Source organism: Pseudomonas sp. MWU12-2037 (genome assembly GCF_023242345.1).
GTDB classification, from domain to species: domain Bacteria; phylum Pseudomonadota; class Gammaproteobacteria; order Pseudomonadales; family Pseudomonadaceae; genus Aquipseudomonas; species Aquipseudomonas gingeri_D.
In genome coordinates, this window is sequence record NZ_JALLIZ010000006.1 from 277,624 (window position 1) to 294,168 (window position 16,545).

Here is a 16,545-nt window from a genome sequence, read left to right on the forward strand (position 1 = left end):
CACCAGTTAAAAAACTTTCAGAAACCTCTGGACGTCCCCCGCGCACTTCCCCTATAAAGCCGCTATTGGGAATATTTTATTCCCTATAAGAAAATACGCTTCATCCATGAAGCTGGCTTCACCGTTGTTTTTTATCGCCCTGCGATGAGCTGCCGCCACCCTCCCGAGGACGCGTCATGCAACACGACAAAAACCATTTCATCATCAAGATCAGCTGTCCGGCGGTGTCCGGGATCGTCGCCGCCGTCACCACTTACCTGGCGGACAACGGTTGCTACATCGGGGAGATGGCGCAATTCGACGACGAGTTCAGCGGCAAGTTTTTCATGCGTGCGGTATTCCGCTTCAACGACGGCCTGCCCGCCGATATCGAGACGCTCAAGGCCGGCTTCGCCGACGTGGCCAAGGCCTTCGACATGGCCTGGGAGCTGCACGATACGCGCCAGCCCATGCGCGTGCTGCTGATGGTGAGCAAGTTCGACCATTGCCTGACCGACCTGCTCTACCGCTACCACAAGGGCGAGATGGACATGACCATCACCGCCATCGTCTCCAATCACCTGGACCTGCGGCCCATGGCCGAGCGCGAAGGCATCCGCTTCATCTACCTGCCGGTGACCCAGGACACCAAGGCCCGCCAGGAAGCCGAGCTGATGACCATCATCGACGACACCCGCACCGACCTGGTGGTCCTGGCGCGCTACATGCAGATCCTCTCCGACGACCTGTGCCGGCAGCTCTCGGGCCGGGCGATCAATATCCACCATTCGTTCCTGCCCGGTTTCAAGGGTGCCAAGCCCTATCACCAGGCTTACCAGCGCGGGGTGAAACTGATTGGCGCCACCGCCCACTACGTCACCAGCGACCTGGACGAAGGTCCGATCATCGAGCAGGAAGTACAACGGGTCGACCACGTGTACCGCCCCGATGACCTGGTGGCGACCGGTCGCGACACCGAAACCGTGGCCCTGTCCAAGGCGGTCAAGTACCACCTGGAGCACCGGGTTTTCCTCAACCAGGACAGAACGGTGATCTTCCGGTGAACACACCCAGACTGATAGATGGCAAGGCCGCTTCGGCGCGGGTCCTGGAACAGGTGCGTCGTGAAGTCGGCGAGCTGCTCGCCCAGGCGGTGCAACCGGCGCTGGCAGTGATCCTGGTGGGCGGCGACCCGGCCAGCCAGGTCTATGTGCGCAACAAGATCCTGCGCGCCGATGAGGTGGGGATTCGCTCCCAGGAGCATCGCCTGCCCGGCGACACCAGCACCGAGCAGTTGCTGAACCTGATCAAGGGCCTCAACGACGATTCCTCGATCAACGGCATCCTCCTGCAACTCCCGCTGCCGGCGCAGATCGACGAACTGCGGGCCCTGGAAGCCATCGACCCGCGCAAGGACGTGGACGGTTTCCACAGTGAAAACGTCGGCGGCCTGAGCCAGGGCCGCGACGTGCTCGCCCCTTGCACTCCCAGCGGCTGCCTGCACCTGCTGGAACAAACCTGCGGCGATCTGCGCGGCAAGCATGCCGTGGTGGTCGGCCGCTCGAATATCGTCGGCAAACCCATGGCGGCTTTGCTGCTCAAGGCCGATTGCTCGGTCACCGTGCTCCACTCCCGTAGCCATGATGCCCAGGCGCTGTGCCGCCAGGCCGATATCGTGATTGCCGCCGTCGGCCGCGCCGGCCTGATCGACGCCAGCTGGCTGAAACCGGGAGCGGTGGTGATCGATGTGGGGATCAATCGGATTGATACCGGGAATGGCAGCCGCCTGGTCGGCGATGTCGATTTCGCCAACGCCCTGCCCCAGGTCTCGGCGATTACCCCGGTCCCCGGCGGCGTCGGCCCGATGACCATCGCCTTCCTGATGAAAAACACCGTGATCGCCGCCCGGCAGCAACACCAGGCGCAACGCAACCAATCGGAGGCCGTATGCCATTCAATCTATTGAAATACGGACTGAGCGCCGAATACCCGGTGGATGTCGACCTGCCGCCGCCCTGCGAGCTCAAGCCGTCCTATGACGTGGTGATCATCGGCGCCGGCGGCCATGGCCTGGCCACCGCCTACTACCTGTCACGCTACCACGGCATCAACAATATCGCCGTGCTGGAGAAGGCCTACCTGGGCGGCGGCAACACCGCGCGCAATACCGCGGTGATCCGCTCCAACTACCTCACCAGCGAAGGCGTGCGCTTCTATGCCGAGTCGGTGAAGCTGTTCCAGAACCTCTCCAACGAATTCGACTTCAACATCATGTACTCGGAGCGCGGCCAACTGACCCTGGCCCACACCGATGCGACGGTGCGCTCGTTCCGCCAGCGCGCCGAGGTCAACAAGCACTTCGGCGGCCGCACGGAAATGATCGACCGCCAGCAGATTCGCGAGCTGGTGCCCAGCCTCAATCTCGACCCCGGCCATCTGCCGGTGCTCGCCGGGCTCTGGCATATCGACGGCGCCACCGCGCGGCATGACGCGGTGGCCTGGGGCTACGCCAAGCAAGCGGCCAAGCGCGGGGTGGAGATTCATCAGCTCACCGAGGTCCAGGACCTGGTGATCGAGAACGGCCGGATCCGCGCGCTGAAAACCAATCGCGGCACCGTGCAGTGTGGCTGCGTGGTCCAGGCCATCGCCGGGCACAGTTCGCTGTTGATGGCCAAGGCCGGGATCCGTTCGCCGATCCAGACCTTTCCCTTGCAGGCCATGGTGACCCAGCCGTTCAAGCCCTTCCTCGATCCGCTGGTGAGCTCCTCGGCGCTGCATTGCTATGTGCAGCAGACCAGTCGCGGCGAAGTGGTGTTCGGCGGTGGCTCGGACCCCTACCCGCTGTTCAACAGCCGTTCGACCCTGGACCTGAAGGAAAGCCTGCTGGCCCATGCCATCGAGATGTTCCCGTTCCTGGCCAACGCCAAGCTGATGCGCCAGTGGGCCGGGATCACCGACATGACCCCGGACTACAGCCCGATCATGGGCCTGTCGCCAGTGGAAAATTACTACCTGGACGCCGGCTGGGGCACCTGGGGCTTCAAGGCCACGCCGATCTGCGGCAAGACCATGGCCGAGCTGGTTGCCAGCGGCGGCCGGGTGCCGGAACTGATCAAGCCCTTCGGTCTCGAACGTTTCAGCACCTTCCAGCAAGTCAACGAAATGGGCGCCACGGCGGCCAGCCACTAATGGAGAGCGGACTGTGAAAATCATCAATTGCCCGCTCAACGGGCCGCGCAATATCAGTGAGTTCACCTACGGCGGCGAGTTCAAGCCGATGCCGGACCCGGGCACCTGCAGCGATGCCGAGTGGGCGGACTATGTCTTCAACAGCGAAAACCGCGCCGGGGTGGTCCGCGAGTGGTGGATGCACACGCCTTCCAGCTACTGGTTCCTGGCCGAGCGCCACACCGTCAGCGACGAGATCATCCGCACCTTCGATGCCAGGGAACTGTTCAGTTCACGGCTCGACTTCAATGCCCCTCAGTCCCGGGAGATCGCCGGATGAACAGTTTCAACCGCCTGCCCGCCCCCATGGGTTTGCTGATCGACCGCGACCAGCCGCTGGACTTCAGCTTTGACGGCAAGGCCTACCAGGGTTTCAAGGGCGACAGCATCGCCAGCGCCCTGCTCGCCAATGGCCGTTTCCTGCTCTCGCGCTCCTTCAAGTACCACCGCCCCCGTGGCCCGCTGACCATGGCCGGCCAGGACGCCAACAGCCTGGTGCAGTTGCCTCGCGAGCCGAATGTGCTGGCCGATGCTTATCCACTGGAAGCCGGCCTTGAGGTCCAGGGGCAGAATTTCAACGGTTCCCTGGATAACGACCGCGATGCCTACCTCGGCAAGTTCTCCAAATTCATGCCGGTAGGCTTCTATTACCGCTCGTTCTACAAACCCAAGGGCATGTGGAAAGTCTGGGAGCCGATCATTCGCAAGAAAGCCGGCCTGGGCGTGCTCGACCTGAAGTTCCAGCCCGAGTACTACGACAAGGCCTATCTGTTCACCGACCTGGCGGTGATCGGCGCCGGGCCCGCCGGGTTACAGGCGGCCTTGACCGCCGCCAACTGCGGGGCCCAGGTGCTGTTGATCGAACAGCAACCGGTGCTCGGCGGTGCCCTCGCTTACGCGCGTTTCGATATCGCCGGCAGCCGTGCCGAGCACCTGCGCCGGGAACTGCTGGAGGCAGTCCTTGGCCACGCCAATATCCGCGTGCTGAGCGACGCCACCTGCAATGCCTGGTTCACCGACAATTACCTACCGGTGATCCAGGGCAAGCGGATGTACAAGGTCCGCGCCCGCCAGTGCCTGGTGTGCAGCGGCGCGTTCGACCAGCCGGTGATTTTCCGCAACAACGACCTGCCCGGCGTCATGCTGTGCAGCGCCGCGCAACGCCTGATGAAGCTCTACGCGGTCAAGCCGGGCAAACGCGCGGTGGTGTTGACCGGCAACGATGACGGCTACTACACCGCCCTCGACCTGCACGACCAGGGGGTCGAGGTGGCCGCGCTGGTAGACCTGCGCAATAGCGCCGACCCGGCCCTGTCCCGCGCCCTGGAGCAACGCAAGATCCCCCACCTGACCGGTAGCACGGTCTATGAAGCCCTGCACGAAAAGGGCATGCGCCACGTCAACGGCGTGGAGGTGCGCACCATCAGCGGCCAGGGCCAGGTCAGCGACAGCGGCCTGCGCCTGGACTGCGACCTGCTGTGCATGTCCGCCGGCTATATGCCTGTTTACCAGCTGCTTTGCCAGGCCGGCGGCAAGCTGGCCTACGACGACCAGAAGGCCGAGTTCAACCTCAGCGGCCTGCCGGCCAACCTCGCTGTCGCCGGTTCCGCCAATGGCCGTCATGGCCTGGACAACGTTCTCGCCGACGGTGCCAATGCCGGGCTCGACGCGGCCAGGGCCCTGGGGCTGAGCGTCGGCGCCGAGCGGGCGAACTACGCCCGGGAAAACCCGGTGAATTTCGACTGGCCGATTTTCCCGCACCCCAAGGGCAAGGACTTCGTCGACTTCGACGAGGACCTGCAGGTGCGCGATATCATCAACGCGACCAAAATCGGCTACCGCGACGTGCAACTGGTCAAACGTTATTCGACCGTGGGCATGGGACCGTCCCAGGGCCGCCATTCGGCCTTGCCCACCGCACGCCTGGTCGCGGCCTCGACCCAGCGTAATATCAGCGAAACCGGCGTCACCACGGCCCGACCGCCGTTTGTCGCGGAAAAGCTGGCCCACGTCGCCGGCCGCGCCTTCGATCCTTACCGGCAGACCCCGATGCACCGCCGTCACCTGGAGGCCGGTGCGAAAATGATGCCCGCCGGCATCTGGCAACGCCCGGCGTTCTACGGCAAGGCCGAAGACCGCGAGCGCTGCATGCAGGAAGAAGCCCGCCACGTACGCAGCAAGGTCGGCCTGATCGACGTCTCGACCCTTGGCGGCCTCGATATCCGTGGACCGGATGCGGCCGAGTTGCTGAACCGGATGTACACCTTCGCCTTTCTCAAGCAACCGGTGGGCCGCTCGCGTTATGCGCTGATGACCAACGAACAGGGCGCGGTAATCGACGACGGCGTCTGCGCGCGTTTCGCCGAGGAGCATTTCTACGTCACCGCCACCACCAGCGGCGTCGACCGCATCTACCAGCAGATGCTCAAGTGGAATGCCCAGTGGCGCCTGGACGTGGACATCGCCAACGTCACCGCCGCCCTTTGCGCGGTCAACGTCGCCGGACCCGATTCGCGCAAGGTCCTGGAACAGCTCTGCCCGGACCTCGACCTGAGCGCCGACGGTTTCCCGTACCTGGCGGTGCGCCAGGGGACGGTCGCGGGGATCAAGGCACGGTTGCTGCGGGTCGGTTTCGTCGGCGAGCTGGGCTATGAAATCCACGTGCCGGCCCGCCATGGCCTGGCGCTCTGGGATGCCCTGGTCAGTGCCGGCCAGGCCCACGACATCCGGCCCTTCGGCGTCGAGACCCAGCGTCTGCTGCGCCTGGAAAAAGGCCACGTGATCATCAGCCAGGACACCGACGGCATGACCCATCCGGCGGAGATCGACATGGGCTGGGCGGTCAGTCGCAGCAAACCGTTCTTCGTCGGTCGGCGCTCGCTGGACATCCTCGAAGCCCAGCCGCTCAAGCGCAAACTGGTGGGTTTCACCCTGCCCAAGGGCAGCCCGCAACCGCTGGAGGGCCATCTGGTGCTCGACGGTGCGGACATCAGCGGCAACGTCACCTCCTGCGAGTATTCCGCAAGCCTTGGCCGAATCATCGGCCTGGCCTATGCCGGGGCCCGCCAGAGCGAGCCGGGGCAACAGATTCCGATCCGCGTCGAAGGCGCGATCGTGGTCATGGCCACCGTGGTGAAACTGCCTTTCTTCGATCCCGAAAACCTGCGTCAGGGGCTTTGACTCATGTCCATTTTCGCCACGCATGAACCCATCGTGACTGCCTTGCCAAGCCACACCCTGAGCGACTTGACCGACCTGCCGCGGGTCGGCTTTCGCGGCCGCGACAGCGCCCAGGCGCTACAGGCCAGCGGTTTCAGCCTGCCGGATCGACCCAACCGTAGCGTCACCCAGGAAGATGGCAGCCAGGTCATCAGCCTGTCGGCCAGCGAGTACCTGCTGCTGGGCAGTCCCCGGGACCATGGCTTGCGAATCGCCGATGAAGAAGCCCGCTGGGAACTCGACCATCAGGCCAACTACTTGCTACCACGCCAGGACAGCCATGCCTGGCTGCAACTGAGTGGCGAACGGGTGCCCGAGGTGATGGCAAAGATCTGCGGGGTCGACCTGCGTCCGCAGGCCTTCGGGCCGGGGTCGGTGGCGCAGACCTCGGCGGCGCGGATCAACGTCATCGTGATCAATCCCCAGGTAGCCGAGGTCGCGACCTTGCATATCCTCTTCGACCGGGCATCACTCAGCTATTTTCGCGGGGCGTTGCTCGATGCCCTGGCGGAATTCGGGGTGCAGGGCTAGCAACAGCCTTCGGCAGAAGGCTGGCGTGAACGGCGGGCGACGCGTTTGACAGCCGGTGGTGGGTACGAACCTAGTTCATGCCACCGGCAAAAGCCCTGCGCCCGGCCTTCATCTCGGTGCGCAATTCGCCGATGAAATTGGCAATCGAACGGATGCTGGTGAAGCCGCTGGTGGATACGCCATTGAGCTGCAGATCCACGCGCCCCGAAATCGGATCGAAGATCTTGATCATCAAGGCACCGCTGGCATTCACCGTGCAGGTGCAGGACAGCGGAAGAAAGCCGGATTCAATGATCTGGCAGAGCTCTGCTTCTGGAATCATGCTGTTCATCCTTGATGATCAGTCCGGGTAGTGCTTGACGGGACCAGCATAGACCGGTTTTTTCAAACGCAAGACTCTGCGCGAGCAGATCGCTCAAGGGACTGTGATGCCTGTCACAGACAGGCACCCATCCTGCCGCGCCATCCGACGAATTGCACTCCCCCGCGACACATGGCCGATATGGCCTCGCGGCAGCACCTCTCAGCGCTGCTGCGAGGCAAAGCGGCCCTTGCCCGCCTGCTTCGCTTCGTACATTCGACTGTCCGCCTCACGCAACAGCTGTGTCGCGGATCTCGGATCATCGCGCCGGTACACCGCAATCCCGATACTCACCCCCACCTGCACGGTGGCCGCCCCGATCAGCACCGGCTCATTGATCAGTTGGATCAGTTTTTGCGCCAAATGCTCCGCGTCCTGGGTGCCCCCGAACTGGCCCTCCACCACGGCGGTAAATTCATCGCCCGCCAGCCGGAACACCGCATCCGTCTCCCGCAGGCAGGTCTTCAGCTTCTCGGCCACGACCTGCAGCAACAGGTCGCCGATTTCATGGCCAAAGGTATCGTTCACCGCCTTGAAGCCATCCAGGTCAAGAAACAGCACCCCCAGGGGAACGCCGGTCCGGCGTGCCCTGGCCATTGCGTTGGGCAGGTATTCGAGCAAGGAGCGGCGGTTTGGCAATCCGGTCAGGGTATCGGTCAACGCCTCTTTCTCACGGCGCTCGGCCATGGCCTTGCGTTCGGTAATGTCGTGCAGGAAAACACTGAAAAACCGGTGCCCATCGATTGCGACCGGACTGATCCGCACCTCGACGGGAAAGACCGTGCCGTCACGCCGCAACGCCGATATCTCCAGGCGTTGGCGCAGCGCTTCATCATCACCGGTAGCCAGATACTGCCGCCACGCCGTCAGGCGAGCCTCGCGCATGGCCGTGGGGATGACCAGTTTTTCCAGTGACTGGCCCAGCGCTTCATCACGGGACCAGCCGAAGGTCGTCTCGGCCATGCGGTTCCAGGCCCTTATGGCGCCGGCCTCATCGATACTCACGTAGGCATCGCTGGCGTGCTCCAGCACCGCCGACAGCTCCGCCTCACGCTGCCTGAGCTCGCGATCGGCCTGCAGCCGTTGCAGCATCGTATGGGAGAGCATTTCATTGGCCCGCTGCAACTCCGCGGTACGTTCCTCGACACGCTGCTCCAGCCCGTGCCGCAGCGCCTGCAGGGACGCCTCGGTTTCCTTGCGGCGCTGGATGTTCTGGACCGTCGCGATGTAGTACTCCAGGTCACCATCCACCGACAGCAGCTTGGCCACATGCAGGTCGACCCAGACCGAGGAGCCGTCCTTGTGCCGGTACCTTTTCTCAAGCTGATAACGATCGATTTCGCCACGGTTCAACTGGCGCAACAGATTCAAGTCACTGTCCAGGTCGTCGGGGTGAGTGATGTCCTGGAAGCTCAGGGTCATGAGTTCGTCGGCGTCGTAACCGACGATGGAACAGAACGCACTGTTGAGGCTGAGGAAGCTCCCGTTGCCCGCGACCGCCGCAATGCCCGTCGGCGCCAGGGCAAAGGCGGTTTTCAGGCGCGCTTCACTGGCCGCAAAGGCCGCCGCGGAGTGGGTGATATGGGAACGGGACAGCAACGCCGCCTCGCGCATCTGGAATTCCCGGCTGACCAGCCCGGCAAAGTCCTCCAGGATCTGCTGCGCCTCATCGGTGAAAACCCGGGCCTTGATATCTATCGCGCAGAGCGTACCCAGCGCATAGCCCTCGATGGAGCGGATCGGCGCGCCCGCATAGAAACGAATATGTGGAGCGCTGGTGACCAGCGGATTGGATGAAAACCGCGGATCATTCAGCGCATCCTGGACCACCATCGTATGCTCTTGCTCGATGGCAATGGTGCAGAAGGAAATATCCCTGGGTGTCTGCCGGATGTCCAACCCGAACCTGGACTTGAACCACTGGCGGTCGCTGTCGATCAGCGAAATCAGCGCAATGGGCATCCCGAGCGTGGCGGACAGCAACCGGGTCAAGCGATCAAAAACCGGCTCTGCCGCGGTGTCGAGCACCTCCAGAGCGTGCAACAGCTTTAAACGTCCAGCTTCGGTATGGAGCAAAATAGACGACCTCTCTCAGCTGACCCACCTGCGTTCTCCCTTCCATGTCGAGAATAGTGCAGCGATTCGCTCTGGGCGTGTGTTGGAGCCGCAGGCCACGGTCAGCACGGCTTGATGCTCACAGCATATGCCATTCTGGGTGGGCTTCAAGAAGGGGATGGTATTAGACTGGGCCGGGCGATGAGTGCGGGGCGCTTGTCAAATGATCAAAGGATGAGCGCAGTGAGCCGTACCAGACATATCTGCCTGATGGCGGACTACAACCAGTGGATGAACGCCAAGGTCTATGCGTCGGCCAAGACTTTACCCGAAGAAGAGCTGGGCGCCGACAGGAAAGCCTTTTTCGGCTCGATTCTCGGGACGTTGAACCATCTGGCGGCCGGGGACAGGGTCTGGCTACAGCGATTCGCCCGGCACCCGGCGCAATACCTAGCCCTGGAGCCGATTCGACAACTGCCCACGCCCGAGCGCCTCGACCAGTTGCTGTTTCCCGGTTTCCAGGAGCTTGCGGTGCATCGGGCATGGCTTGATAAAATCATTGTCGAGTGGTCGGGCTCGCTGACAGAGTCGGACCTGGAGCATCCGCTCCACTACAAAAGCATGAAAGGCGTACCGGCTGACAAGAACTTCTATGGCCTGGTCATGCATTTTTTCAACCACCAGACCCATCATCGTGGGCAAGTGACCACCTTGCTGTCGCAGGCAGGTGTCGATGTCGGGAGTACGGATCTGGTGGGGCTTGTTCCGGACGAATTCCCCACATAATTGACGCCCGCTACCGTCCTGCCTTCCACGAAGGCGACGGGGCGTCCGACTCAGCGGTTCTTCGGCACCCTGCTAGGGCAAAGTGTTGCGCTTGGCGAAGATGCTTGCCATTTGCGCCGCGTTCTCGGTTCCCCAGGTACACAGCGGGACGATCGCATCAGCCAGACTGCGACCGAGCGGGGTCAGTGAGTAGTCCACGCGCGGCGGCACCTCCTTGTAGTCGGTCCTCGTTATGACCCGATCGGCTTCCAGATCCTTCAATTGCTGGATCAGCACCTTGTCGCTGACGCCTTGGGTCAAGCGCTTGAGCTCGCCGTAGCGCTTCGGGCCGCCGCGCAGGAAAAACAGGACCAGCGGTTTCCACTTGCCCGAGATGATACGCAGCGTGGCATTGAGCCCACAGCCGGTGTCGCAGATTTCAGAGGGTGTCGTCATTTTTTTTGGTACTTACCTAAAAGTGCATACTTGTCCTTAGGTTATCAGAACTGCATCCTTGGCCTCAAGCAAGCGGTTCCCTGCTTGCATACACAATGCTTAGGAAGGATGCACGTCATGACCAGACTGAATGGAAAGACCGCGGTAATCACCGGCGGCGCTACCGGCATCGGCCTCGCCGCTGCAAAACGCTTCATCGAGGAAGGAGCCTTCGTCTTCATCTTCGGCCGCCGGCAGGAAGCGCTCGACGCCGCCGTGGCTGAGCTCGGGCCCAATGCCCGGGCGGTGAAGGGCTCGGTCTCGGATGAGGCTGACCTCGACCGACTCTACGCCGCGGTGAAGGCCGAGCGCGGAACCCTCGACATCGTCTTCGCCAATGCCGGGGCGGGAGGCCAGCTTCGGCTCGGCGAGATCACCGCCAAGCACATTGACGAAACCTTCGACACCAATGTGAAGGGTACGATCTTCACGGTCCAGAAGGCGCTGCCACTGATGGGCCAGGGCGGCTCGATCATCCTGACCGGATCGAGCGCCGGCACCACGGGCGCTCCGGCAATGAGCGCCTACAGCGCGAGCAAGGCGGCAGTGCGCAACCTCGCGCGGTCCTGGGCGGAGGATCTGAAGGGCACCGGTATCCGGGTAAACGTGCTGTCGCCCGGGGCGACTGCGACCGATCTCGCGAAGGAAGCGTTGGGCGAGGAAGGTATGAAGGTTTTCGCCTCGATGACGCCGCTTCTGCGCATGGCCGATCCAGCAGAGATCGGAGCGGCGGCCGCCTTTCTCGCCTCGTCGGACAGCAGCTTCATGACCGCCAGCGAGGTCGCCGTCGACGGCGGCCTGGCCCAACTCTGACGCGCCAGGCCCGGCACGTCATTCGACTATTCGAAGCGCCGTCGGGCGTGGTAAATCCAAGGAGAATATATGAGTTACGCAATTATCGGCTTCGGCAATATCGGCCAGGCCCTGGCCAAGGCGTTTGCCCGCAGCGGCATCGAAGTATCCGTTGCAAGCACCCGCGACCCGAAAAGCTTTGCATCCGCCGCGGCCGCGATCGGACCGCAGATCATTCCCAAAACACTGGCGGAAGCGGTCAAGGCGGACATCATCTTTTTGGCCGTCCGTTTTGAGTCGCACCCGGCTGTCGCGAAGGCGCTGCCCAATTGGAAGGGCAAGACCATCATCGATGTGACCAATGCCTACGGCGTGTCCCCTGAGGAACTGGGAGGCCAGCCTTCTTCCAGGGTCGTCGCGCAGGCCTTCACGGGTGCAGGACTGGTCAGGGGCTTCAACCATTTGGGCGCTGCCGTCCTTGGCCAGGATCCGGCCGTACAGGGTGGCAGGAGAGTCGTGTTCCTGGCGAGCGACGATGACGGTGCCGCAGAGAAGATCGGTGCGCTTGCGCAACAGCTCGGTTTCTCGCCGATCCAACTGGGCGGCCTTTCGGAAGGTGGATTGCTTGTGCAGGCCCGTGGAAATAGCTGGGGTCACTTGATTTTCAAGGACTTGGTCAAGTTCGACTGACGAGTCGGGATCGCACATTCCGATGCGATCCTGCCTGGTAAACAAAGGGCCGCTACAACGAGCCTCTCATTCCGTACTCCCAGGGAAGATACATCCCCCATTGCGGACCAGCGCCTTCACCTCTTCGCCCACCTCCCGTGGGCTTTGGCTCAACCGAGCAATGAACTCCTTGCGGTGCCGCACATACGACTTCGAATCGTGTTTCGCGCTCCAAAGGACGATGTTAAGCACGATGGGGATGAGGTCCAGGCCCTTCTCGGTCAGCGTGTAGAAGTCCTTGCGCCCGTCGTCGGGGCTGGGCGCCCTCGAGAGAATGCCTTGCTCCTCAAGAAAGGCGAGGCGGGAAGCCAGGACATTGGTCGCAATTCCCTCTTCCGATTTCCGGAACTCGCCATATGTCTTCTTGCCCACAAAAACGATGTCGCGAATGATCAAGAGCGACCATCGGTCGCCGAAAATCTCCACACCGTAGTTCACTGCGCAATGGGACCGAATGTCTTCTTTACAGGTCGTTTTCATGTCCGGATCTTACATTGCTTGCATGAGGCAAGTAAATTCCGGCATATCACTTGCTTTTTATAAGTCATACTCCGATTCAGTGACGCAACAATTTGCGCAACGGCACACCGTCCTTGAGCACGGGAGACTTGATGACGATGTAGCTGAAGTACTTGGAGATGCCGATGTTCTTGTCCAGCAGGCTTTCGATCACCTCCTGGTAATGCTGGATACTGCGGGTCATGAAACGCACCAGGTAATCATAGCCACCGCTGATCAAATGGCATTCGAGCACTTCGTCCACCAGCCGGATATTGGACTCGAATTTGGCAAAGTCTTCGCGCTTGTGGTCGCTCAGGGTGACTTCGGTGAAGACCGTGACCGAATCGGTGATCTTCGCCAGGTTCAGGTGCGCCTTGTAGCTGGAAATGTACCCGGCCGACTCCAGCCGCTTGACCCGTTGCAGGCAGGGGCTGGCCGACAACCCCACCGCATCGGCCAGGCTCACGTTGGTCATGCGCCCATCTTTTTGCAGCTCAACCAAGATGCTGATGTCGATCCGGTCCAGTTTTACTAAACCTTCCATTGCCTACCTCTTGACTGCCGTTTGTAAGACAATCTTCTAGCAAAATCAGCGCCGTAAAGACAGCTGATGCTGCGTCACCAGATCCGCCATGCTGTTGATGCAGTAATTGGCCGCGCAGGGCGACGTTTGTTTTGCCCGGCCACGACAGATCAGGCACACGTCAGTGGTCGCCTGCAGACTGACCGATGGTCGAGTCACCTGCAGAATGTGCGCCCTTTCAAGCTCGTTGACCTTCAACCATTCGGGATCGAGCAAAGGATCGTCCGCCAATGAAATAAAATCATCGGGCATGATCCCCAACCGCTCACAGAGCAGCCCCCGGTCCTCAGTGTCCCGGTCACCCCGTACCAGCAAGCGATAGAACTTGCGCAGGTACAACATCGCCCCGGGGGCGTCTTCGAACAGTGACCAGTTGGCGACCGAACGGGCAAAGCTCATCCCCTCCTCCCAACTGGCTTTCAGCCCCCAGCGCTCGGCCAGCTGGCGATGAACAAAACACAGCAAGCCACTAAAGCCTAGCTCACCGAACCGAGGATAGAGCGTGCGCACGACCTCGGCGTATTCGGCCAGCACCTGTTCCTTGTTCGGATGACCGCCTCGGCTGTCGAGCAACGGTTGCAATGCCGTCCAGACACCCGAATCCCGATCCACCAGAACCTCGTCGCAATCAATGAGCAGCGTCCGATAGTCAGTCAGCCCCATGGTGTGCAAAGCCTCCGGTGATACATTTCATCCATCCGTGCCCCATAAACGCTCACGAGCGATGCCTGGCGGCACCGCTCCGAGCAGCCACGAGCTCAGTTCAAGACCCGTGCCAATGCGCCTTCCAGAATCTGCAGCGCTTCGTCGACCTGTTCTGGCGTGGTCACCAACGGGGCGAGGAAGCGCAGAACGTTGCGGTAGACACCACATTTTATGACCAGCAAACCGCCGCTCCGGGCCTCATCAATCAACCGCTGGTTCAAGTCAGCGTCCGGAGTACGCGCTTCGTCACCCTTGATCAGCTCGAGCGCCAGCATAAAACCGCTACCGCGCACATCACCGATTTGCCAGTGACGCGCCTGCAAACGCAACAGCCCCTGGCGCAAACGCTCGCCCAGTGCTTCGCCACGGGCCAGCAACTGTTCTTGCTCAAAGGCGTCGATCACCGCCAGGGCCGCGGCGCAGGACAAGGCGTTGCCGCCGTAGGTGCCACCCAGGCCGCCTGGCAACGGGGCGTCCATGATCGCCGCCTTGCCGACCACACCCGATAGCGGCAAGCCACCCGCCAGGCTCTTGGCGACCGTCACCAGATCCGGCTGGATCCCGGCATGCTGGAAACCGAACCATTTGCCGGTACGGCCGAAACCGGTCTGGATTTCATCGAGGATCAACACGATGCCGTGCTTTTCAGTCAGGGCACGCAGCGCCTGAAGAAACTCCACCGGTGCCGAGAGGAATCCGCCGTCCCCCTGCACGGGCTCGATGATGATGGCCGCGACCCGTTCCGCTGCCACCTGAGTGGCCAACAACTCGTCGAGTGCCTTGAGCGCCATATCGCTGCTGACACCGCGGTAGGCATTCGGGTACGGGGTATGGAACACCTCCGGCGCGAACGGTCCGAAGTTCTGCTTGTAAGGCTGGCTCATGCCGGTCAGTGTAGTGCCGAGCAAGGTGCGACCGTGGAAGCCCCCGCGAAAGGCGATAACGGCCGAGCGGTTGGTGTGGGCACGGGCGATCTTGATCGCGTTTTCCACGGCTTCGGCGCCCGAGGTGAAGAACGCGGCTTTGTACGCCTCCTGGCCACCGATCATTTCGCACAGGCGTTGGGCCAGATCGAGATAAGGCTGATAGGCAACCACCTGGAAACAGGCGTGGGAGACCTTTTGCAATTGTGCCTGCACGGCCGCGACCACCTTGGGATGATTGTGACCGATATTCAGCACACCGATACCGCCGACGAAGTCCAGGTAGCGCTTGCCGTCCACATCCCACAATTCGGCACCCAGGGCGCGATCGATCACCAAGGGGTGAGCGGTAACCAGGCCACGTGGCACGAATTGATCGCGCTGACGGAGCAAATGAGGGGTTTTGTCGACTTGGCTATTCATGGCATTTCCCATCGTGAGTCCGGCAACCGGGAGATGGTTGCGATGCTGTTCAGGTTAAGCGTTGCGCGAAACGATCTACGCCGAACTTGGCCCCTGAGAAATTCGGATCGACTGTTTTCACCCTGCCAAACGGCAGATTCCTTCAGCACACCGAATCTGCCGGAGCATCGCCAATAGAACGTCGCGCGACCCGTTTAACCCGGCGCTTTCGACAGATCCTGCGCCGGCATTGCGCGATGATGGAGAACACCTTCAGCCGTTCAGGAAATGCCCATGGCCCTGCTGTATAAAGCTGACCCCGTACGCGGCGAACAGTGGAAAGCGCTGTTTGCCGAACATGCCCCGGATATCGAATGGCGCGCCTGGCCGGACATCGGCGACCCCGCGGACATCGAGTACCTGGCCGCCTGGCAGGCGCCCGACGACCTCGAGGCCTTGCTGCCCAATCTCAAAGTGCTGTTCGCCCTGTCCGCCGGAGTCGATCAACTGGACCTCGGTCGCTTGCCCCTCAGTTTGCCGCTGGTGCGCCTGCTGGATCCGGGCATCACCCGGGGCATGTGCGAGTACGCCAGTTTCGCCGTGCTGAGCCTGCACCGGGACATGCTCCGTTATCGCCAGCAGCAAACGGCTCGCTGCTGGCAGGCGCACGTGCTGCAACCGGCCCACAGGCGTCGGATCGGGGTCATGGGTCTCGGGACCCAGGCCCGGCAGATTCTGGCGACGTTGCAGCCCCTGGGGTTTGCATTATCGGGATGGGCCCGCAGTGTCCATCAGGTTGAGGGTGTGGCGTGCTATGCCGGCAACGAACAACTGCCGGCGTTCCTGAACCAGTGCGACATTTTGCTGTGCGTACTGCCGCTGACCGAACAGACCGAGGGCATTCTCGACGGCAAACTATTCGAACAGCTGCCCCAGGGCGCGGCGCTGATCAACATGGGCCGTGGTGGGCATCTGGTGGAAGGTGATCTGCTGGCGGCCCTGGACAGCGGGCAACTCAGCGGCGCGGTCATCGACGTGCTGCAGCAGGAGCCGGCACCGGCGGATCATCCGTTCTGGCACCACCCGAAGATTCTGCTGACCCCGCATATCGCGGCCATGACCCAACCGGAAAGTGCGTTCGAGGTGTTGCTGGAGAATATTCGGCGACACCAACGTGCAGAGCCGATGGTCGGTGAGATCGATCGTACCCGGGGTTATTGAATACAGCGAGCATCCACTGTGGAAGCGAGCTTGCTCCCCCCACAGTGGATCGTGGC

The 16,545-nt window shown here is 62.0% G+C and carries 17 protein-coding genes; 10 read left to right on the forward strand and 7 right to left on the reverse strand.

The genetic code is table 11. The features are described 5' to 3' along the window. Positions 1-176: 176 nt before the first annotated feature. Genes purU through M5B42_RS13660 form a run of 6 tightly spaced genes read left to right on the forward strand, consistent with a single transcriptional unit; the run spans position 177 to position 6,957 of the window. Entirely contained in the window at positions 177-1,043 is an 867-nt protein-coding gene (gene purU, locus M5B42_RS13635) for a formyltetrahydrofolate deformylase (protein ID WP_152739469.1), read from the forward strand. Further along, the gene (folD, locus tag M5B42_RS13640; protein WP_248746143.1) at positions 1,040-1,945 is read left to right on the forward strand and encodes a bifunctional methylenetetrahydrofolate dehydrogenase/methenyltetrahydrofolate cyclohydrolase FolD; all 906 of its coding nucleotides are present in this window, start codon (positions 1,040-1,042) and stop codon (positions 1,943-1,945) included. Before purU ends, folD begins: the two co-directional genes overlap by 4 nt. Next, complete coding sequence (locus M5B42_RS13645) at positions 1,927-3,168, forward strand: FAD-dependent oxidoreductase (RefSeq protein WP_177098746.1); 1,242 nt, start codon at positions 1,927-1,929, stop codon at positions 3,166-3,168. The genes folD and M5B42_RS13645 overlap by 19 nt, the downstream gene beginning before the upstream one ends. A gap of 13 nt (positions 3,169-3,181) precedes the next feature. Then, entirely contained in the window at positions 3,182-3,487 is a 306-nt protein-coding gene (locus M5B42_RS13650; RefSeq protein ID WP_103497285.1) for a sarcosine oxidase subunit delta, read from the forward strand. Continuing rightward, entirely contained in the window at positions 3,484-6,387 is a 2,904-nt protein-coding gene (locus M5B42_RS13655) for a 2Fe-2S iron-sulfur cluster-binding protein (RefSeq protein WP_103497284.1), read from the forward strand. Before M5B42_RS13650 ends, M5B42_RS13655 begins: the two co-directional genes overlap by 4 nt. Positions 6,388-6,390: 3 nt before the next feature. After that, positions 6,391-6,957: a sarcosine oxidase gene (locus M5B42_RS13660; RefSeq protein ID WP_248746144.1), complete on the forward strand. Its 567-nt coding sequence runs from the start codon at positions 6,391-6,393 to the stop codon at positions 6,955-6,957. 70 nt (positions 6,958-7,027) lie between these two features. On the opposite strand, the gene M5B42_RS13665 is transcribed toward M5B42_RS13660, so the two are convergent. Together M5B42_RS13665 and M5B42_RS13670 are read right to left on the reverse strand one after the other, a co-directional pair. Beyond that, positions 7,028-7,279, reverse strand: a complete 252-nt coding sequence (locus tag M5B42_RS13665) for a DUF1652 domain-containing protein (RefSeq protein WP_103497282.1) — start codon at positions 7,277-7,279, stop codon at positions 7,028-7,030. Between the two features lie 201 nt (positions 7,280-7,480). After that, positions 7,481-9,394, reverse strand: coding sequence for a PAS domain S-box protein (locus M5B42_RS13670; protein ID WP_248746145.1), 1,914 nt, complete (start codon positions 9,392-9,394; stop codon positions 7,481-7,483). Between the two features lie 222 nt (positions 9,395-9,616). Here M5B42_RS13670 and M5B42_RS13675 point away from each other — a divergent pair, with 222 nt between their 5' ends. After that, the gene (locus tag M5B42_RS13675; protein WP_248746146.1) at positions 9,617-10,159 is read left to right on the forward strand and encodes a DinB family protein; all 543 of its coding nucleotides are present in this window, start codon (positions 9,617-9,619) and stop codon (positions 10,157-10,159) included. Between the two features lie 72 nt (positions 10,160-10,231). Here the strand turns inward: M5B42_RS13675 and M5B42_RS13680 are convergent, their stop codons facing one another. Beyond that, on the reverse strand, positions 10,232-10,594 hold the full coding sequence (locus M5B42_RS13680) for a helix-turn-helix domain-containing protein (RefSeq protein WP_248746147.1): 363 nt from the start codon (positions 10,592-10,594) through the stop codon (positions 10,232-10,234). A gap of 117 nt (positions 10,595-10,711) precedes the next feature. On the opposite strand from M5B42_RS13680, the gene M5B42_RS13685 reads away from it, so the two are divergent. Both M5B42_RS13685 and M5B42_RS13690 read left to right on the forward strand, forming a co-directional pair. Beyond that, a complete protein-coding gene (locus tag M5B42_RS13685) occupies positions 10,712-11,446 on the forward strand; it encodes an SDR family oxidoreductase (protein ID WP_103497431.1) in 735 nt (244 codons plus the stop codon). Between the two features lie 69 nt (positions 11,447-11,515). Then, on the forward strand, positions 11,516-12,115 hold the full coding sequence (locus M5B42_RS13690) for an NADPH-dependent F420 reductase (RefSeq protein WP_248746148.1): 600 nt from the start codon (positions 11,516-11,518) through the stop codon (positions 12,113-12,115). Between the two features lie 66 nt (positions 12,116-12,181). On the opposite strand, the gene M5B42_RS13695 is transcribed toward M5B42_RS13690, so the two are convergent. The 4 genes from M5B42_RS13695 to gabT all read right to left on the reverse strand — a co-directional run bounded on the left by M5B42_RS13695 (position 12,182) and on the right by gabT (position 15,289). Continuing rightward, the gene (locus tag M5B42_RS13695) at positions 12,182-12,634 is read right to left on the reverse strand and encodes a helix-turn-helix domain-containing protein (RefSeq protein ID WP_103497429.1); all 453 of its coding nucleotides are present in this window, start codon (positions 12,632-12,634) and stop codon (positions 12,182-12,184) included. A 76-nt stretch (positions 12,635-12,710) separates the two neighbouring features. Further along, positions 12,711-13,199: an Lrp/AsnC family transcriptional regulator gene (locus tag M5B42_RS13700; RefSeq protein ID WP_100943735.1), complete on the reverse strand. Its 489-nt coding sequence runs from the start codon at positions 13,197-13,199 to the stop codon at positions 12,711-12,713. Between the two features lie 45 nt (positions 13,200-13,244). Beyond that, positions 13,245-13,901 (reverse strand): 2-haloalkanoic acid dehalogenase, encoded by a 657-nt coding sequence (locus M5B42_RS13705; protein WP_248746149.1) that lies wholly within the window; start codon positions 13,899-13,901, stop codon positions 13,245-13,247. A 95-nt stretch (positions 13,902-13,996) separates the two neighbouring features. Continuing rightward, positions 13,997-15,289, reverse strand: a complete 1,293-nt coding sequence (gene gabT / locus M5B42_RS13710) for a 4-aminobutyrate--2-oxoglutarate transaminase (RefSeq protein WP_103497426.1) — start codon at positions 15,287-15,289, stop codon at positions 13,997-13,999. Between the two features lie 273 nt (positions 15,290-15,562). Here gabT and M5B42_RS13715 point away from each other — a divergent pair, with 273 nt between their 5' ends. Further along, positions 15,563-16,489 carry a glyoxylate/hydroxypyruvate reductase A gene (locus M5B42_RS13715; protein WP_248746150.1) on the forward strand — a complete coding sequence of 309 codons (927 nt, stop codon included), beginning with the start codon at positions 15,563-15,565 and terminating at the stop codon, positions 16,487-16,489. Positions 16,490-16,545: the final 56 nt, after the last annotated feature.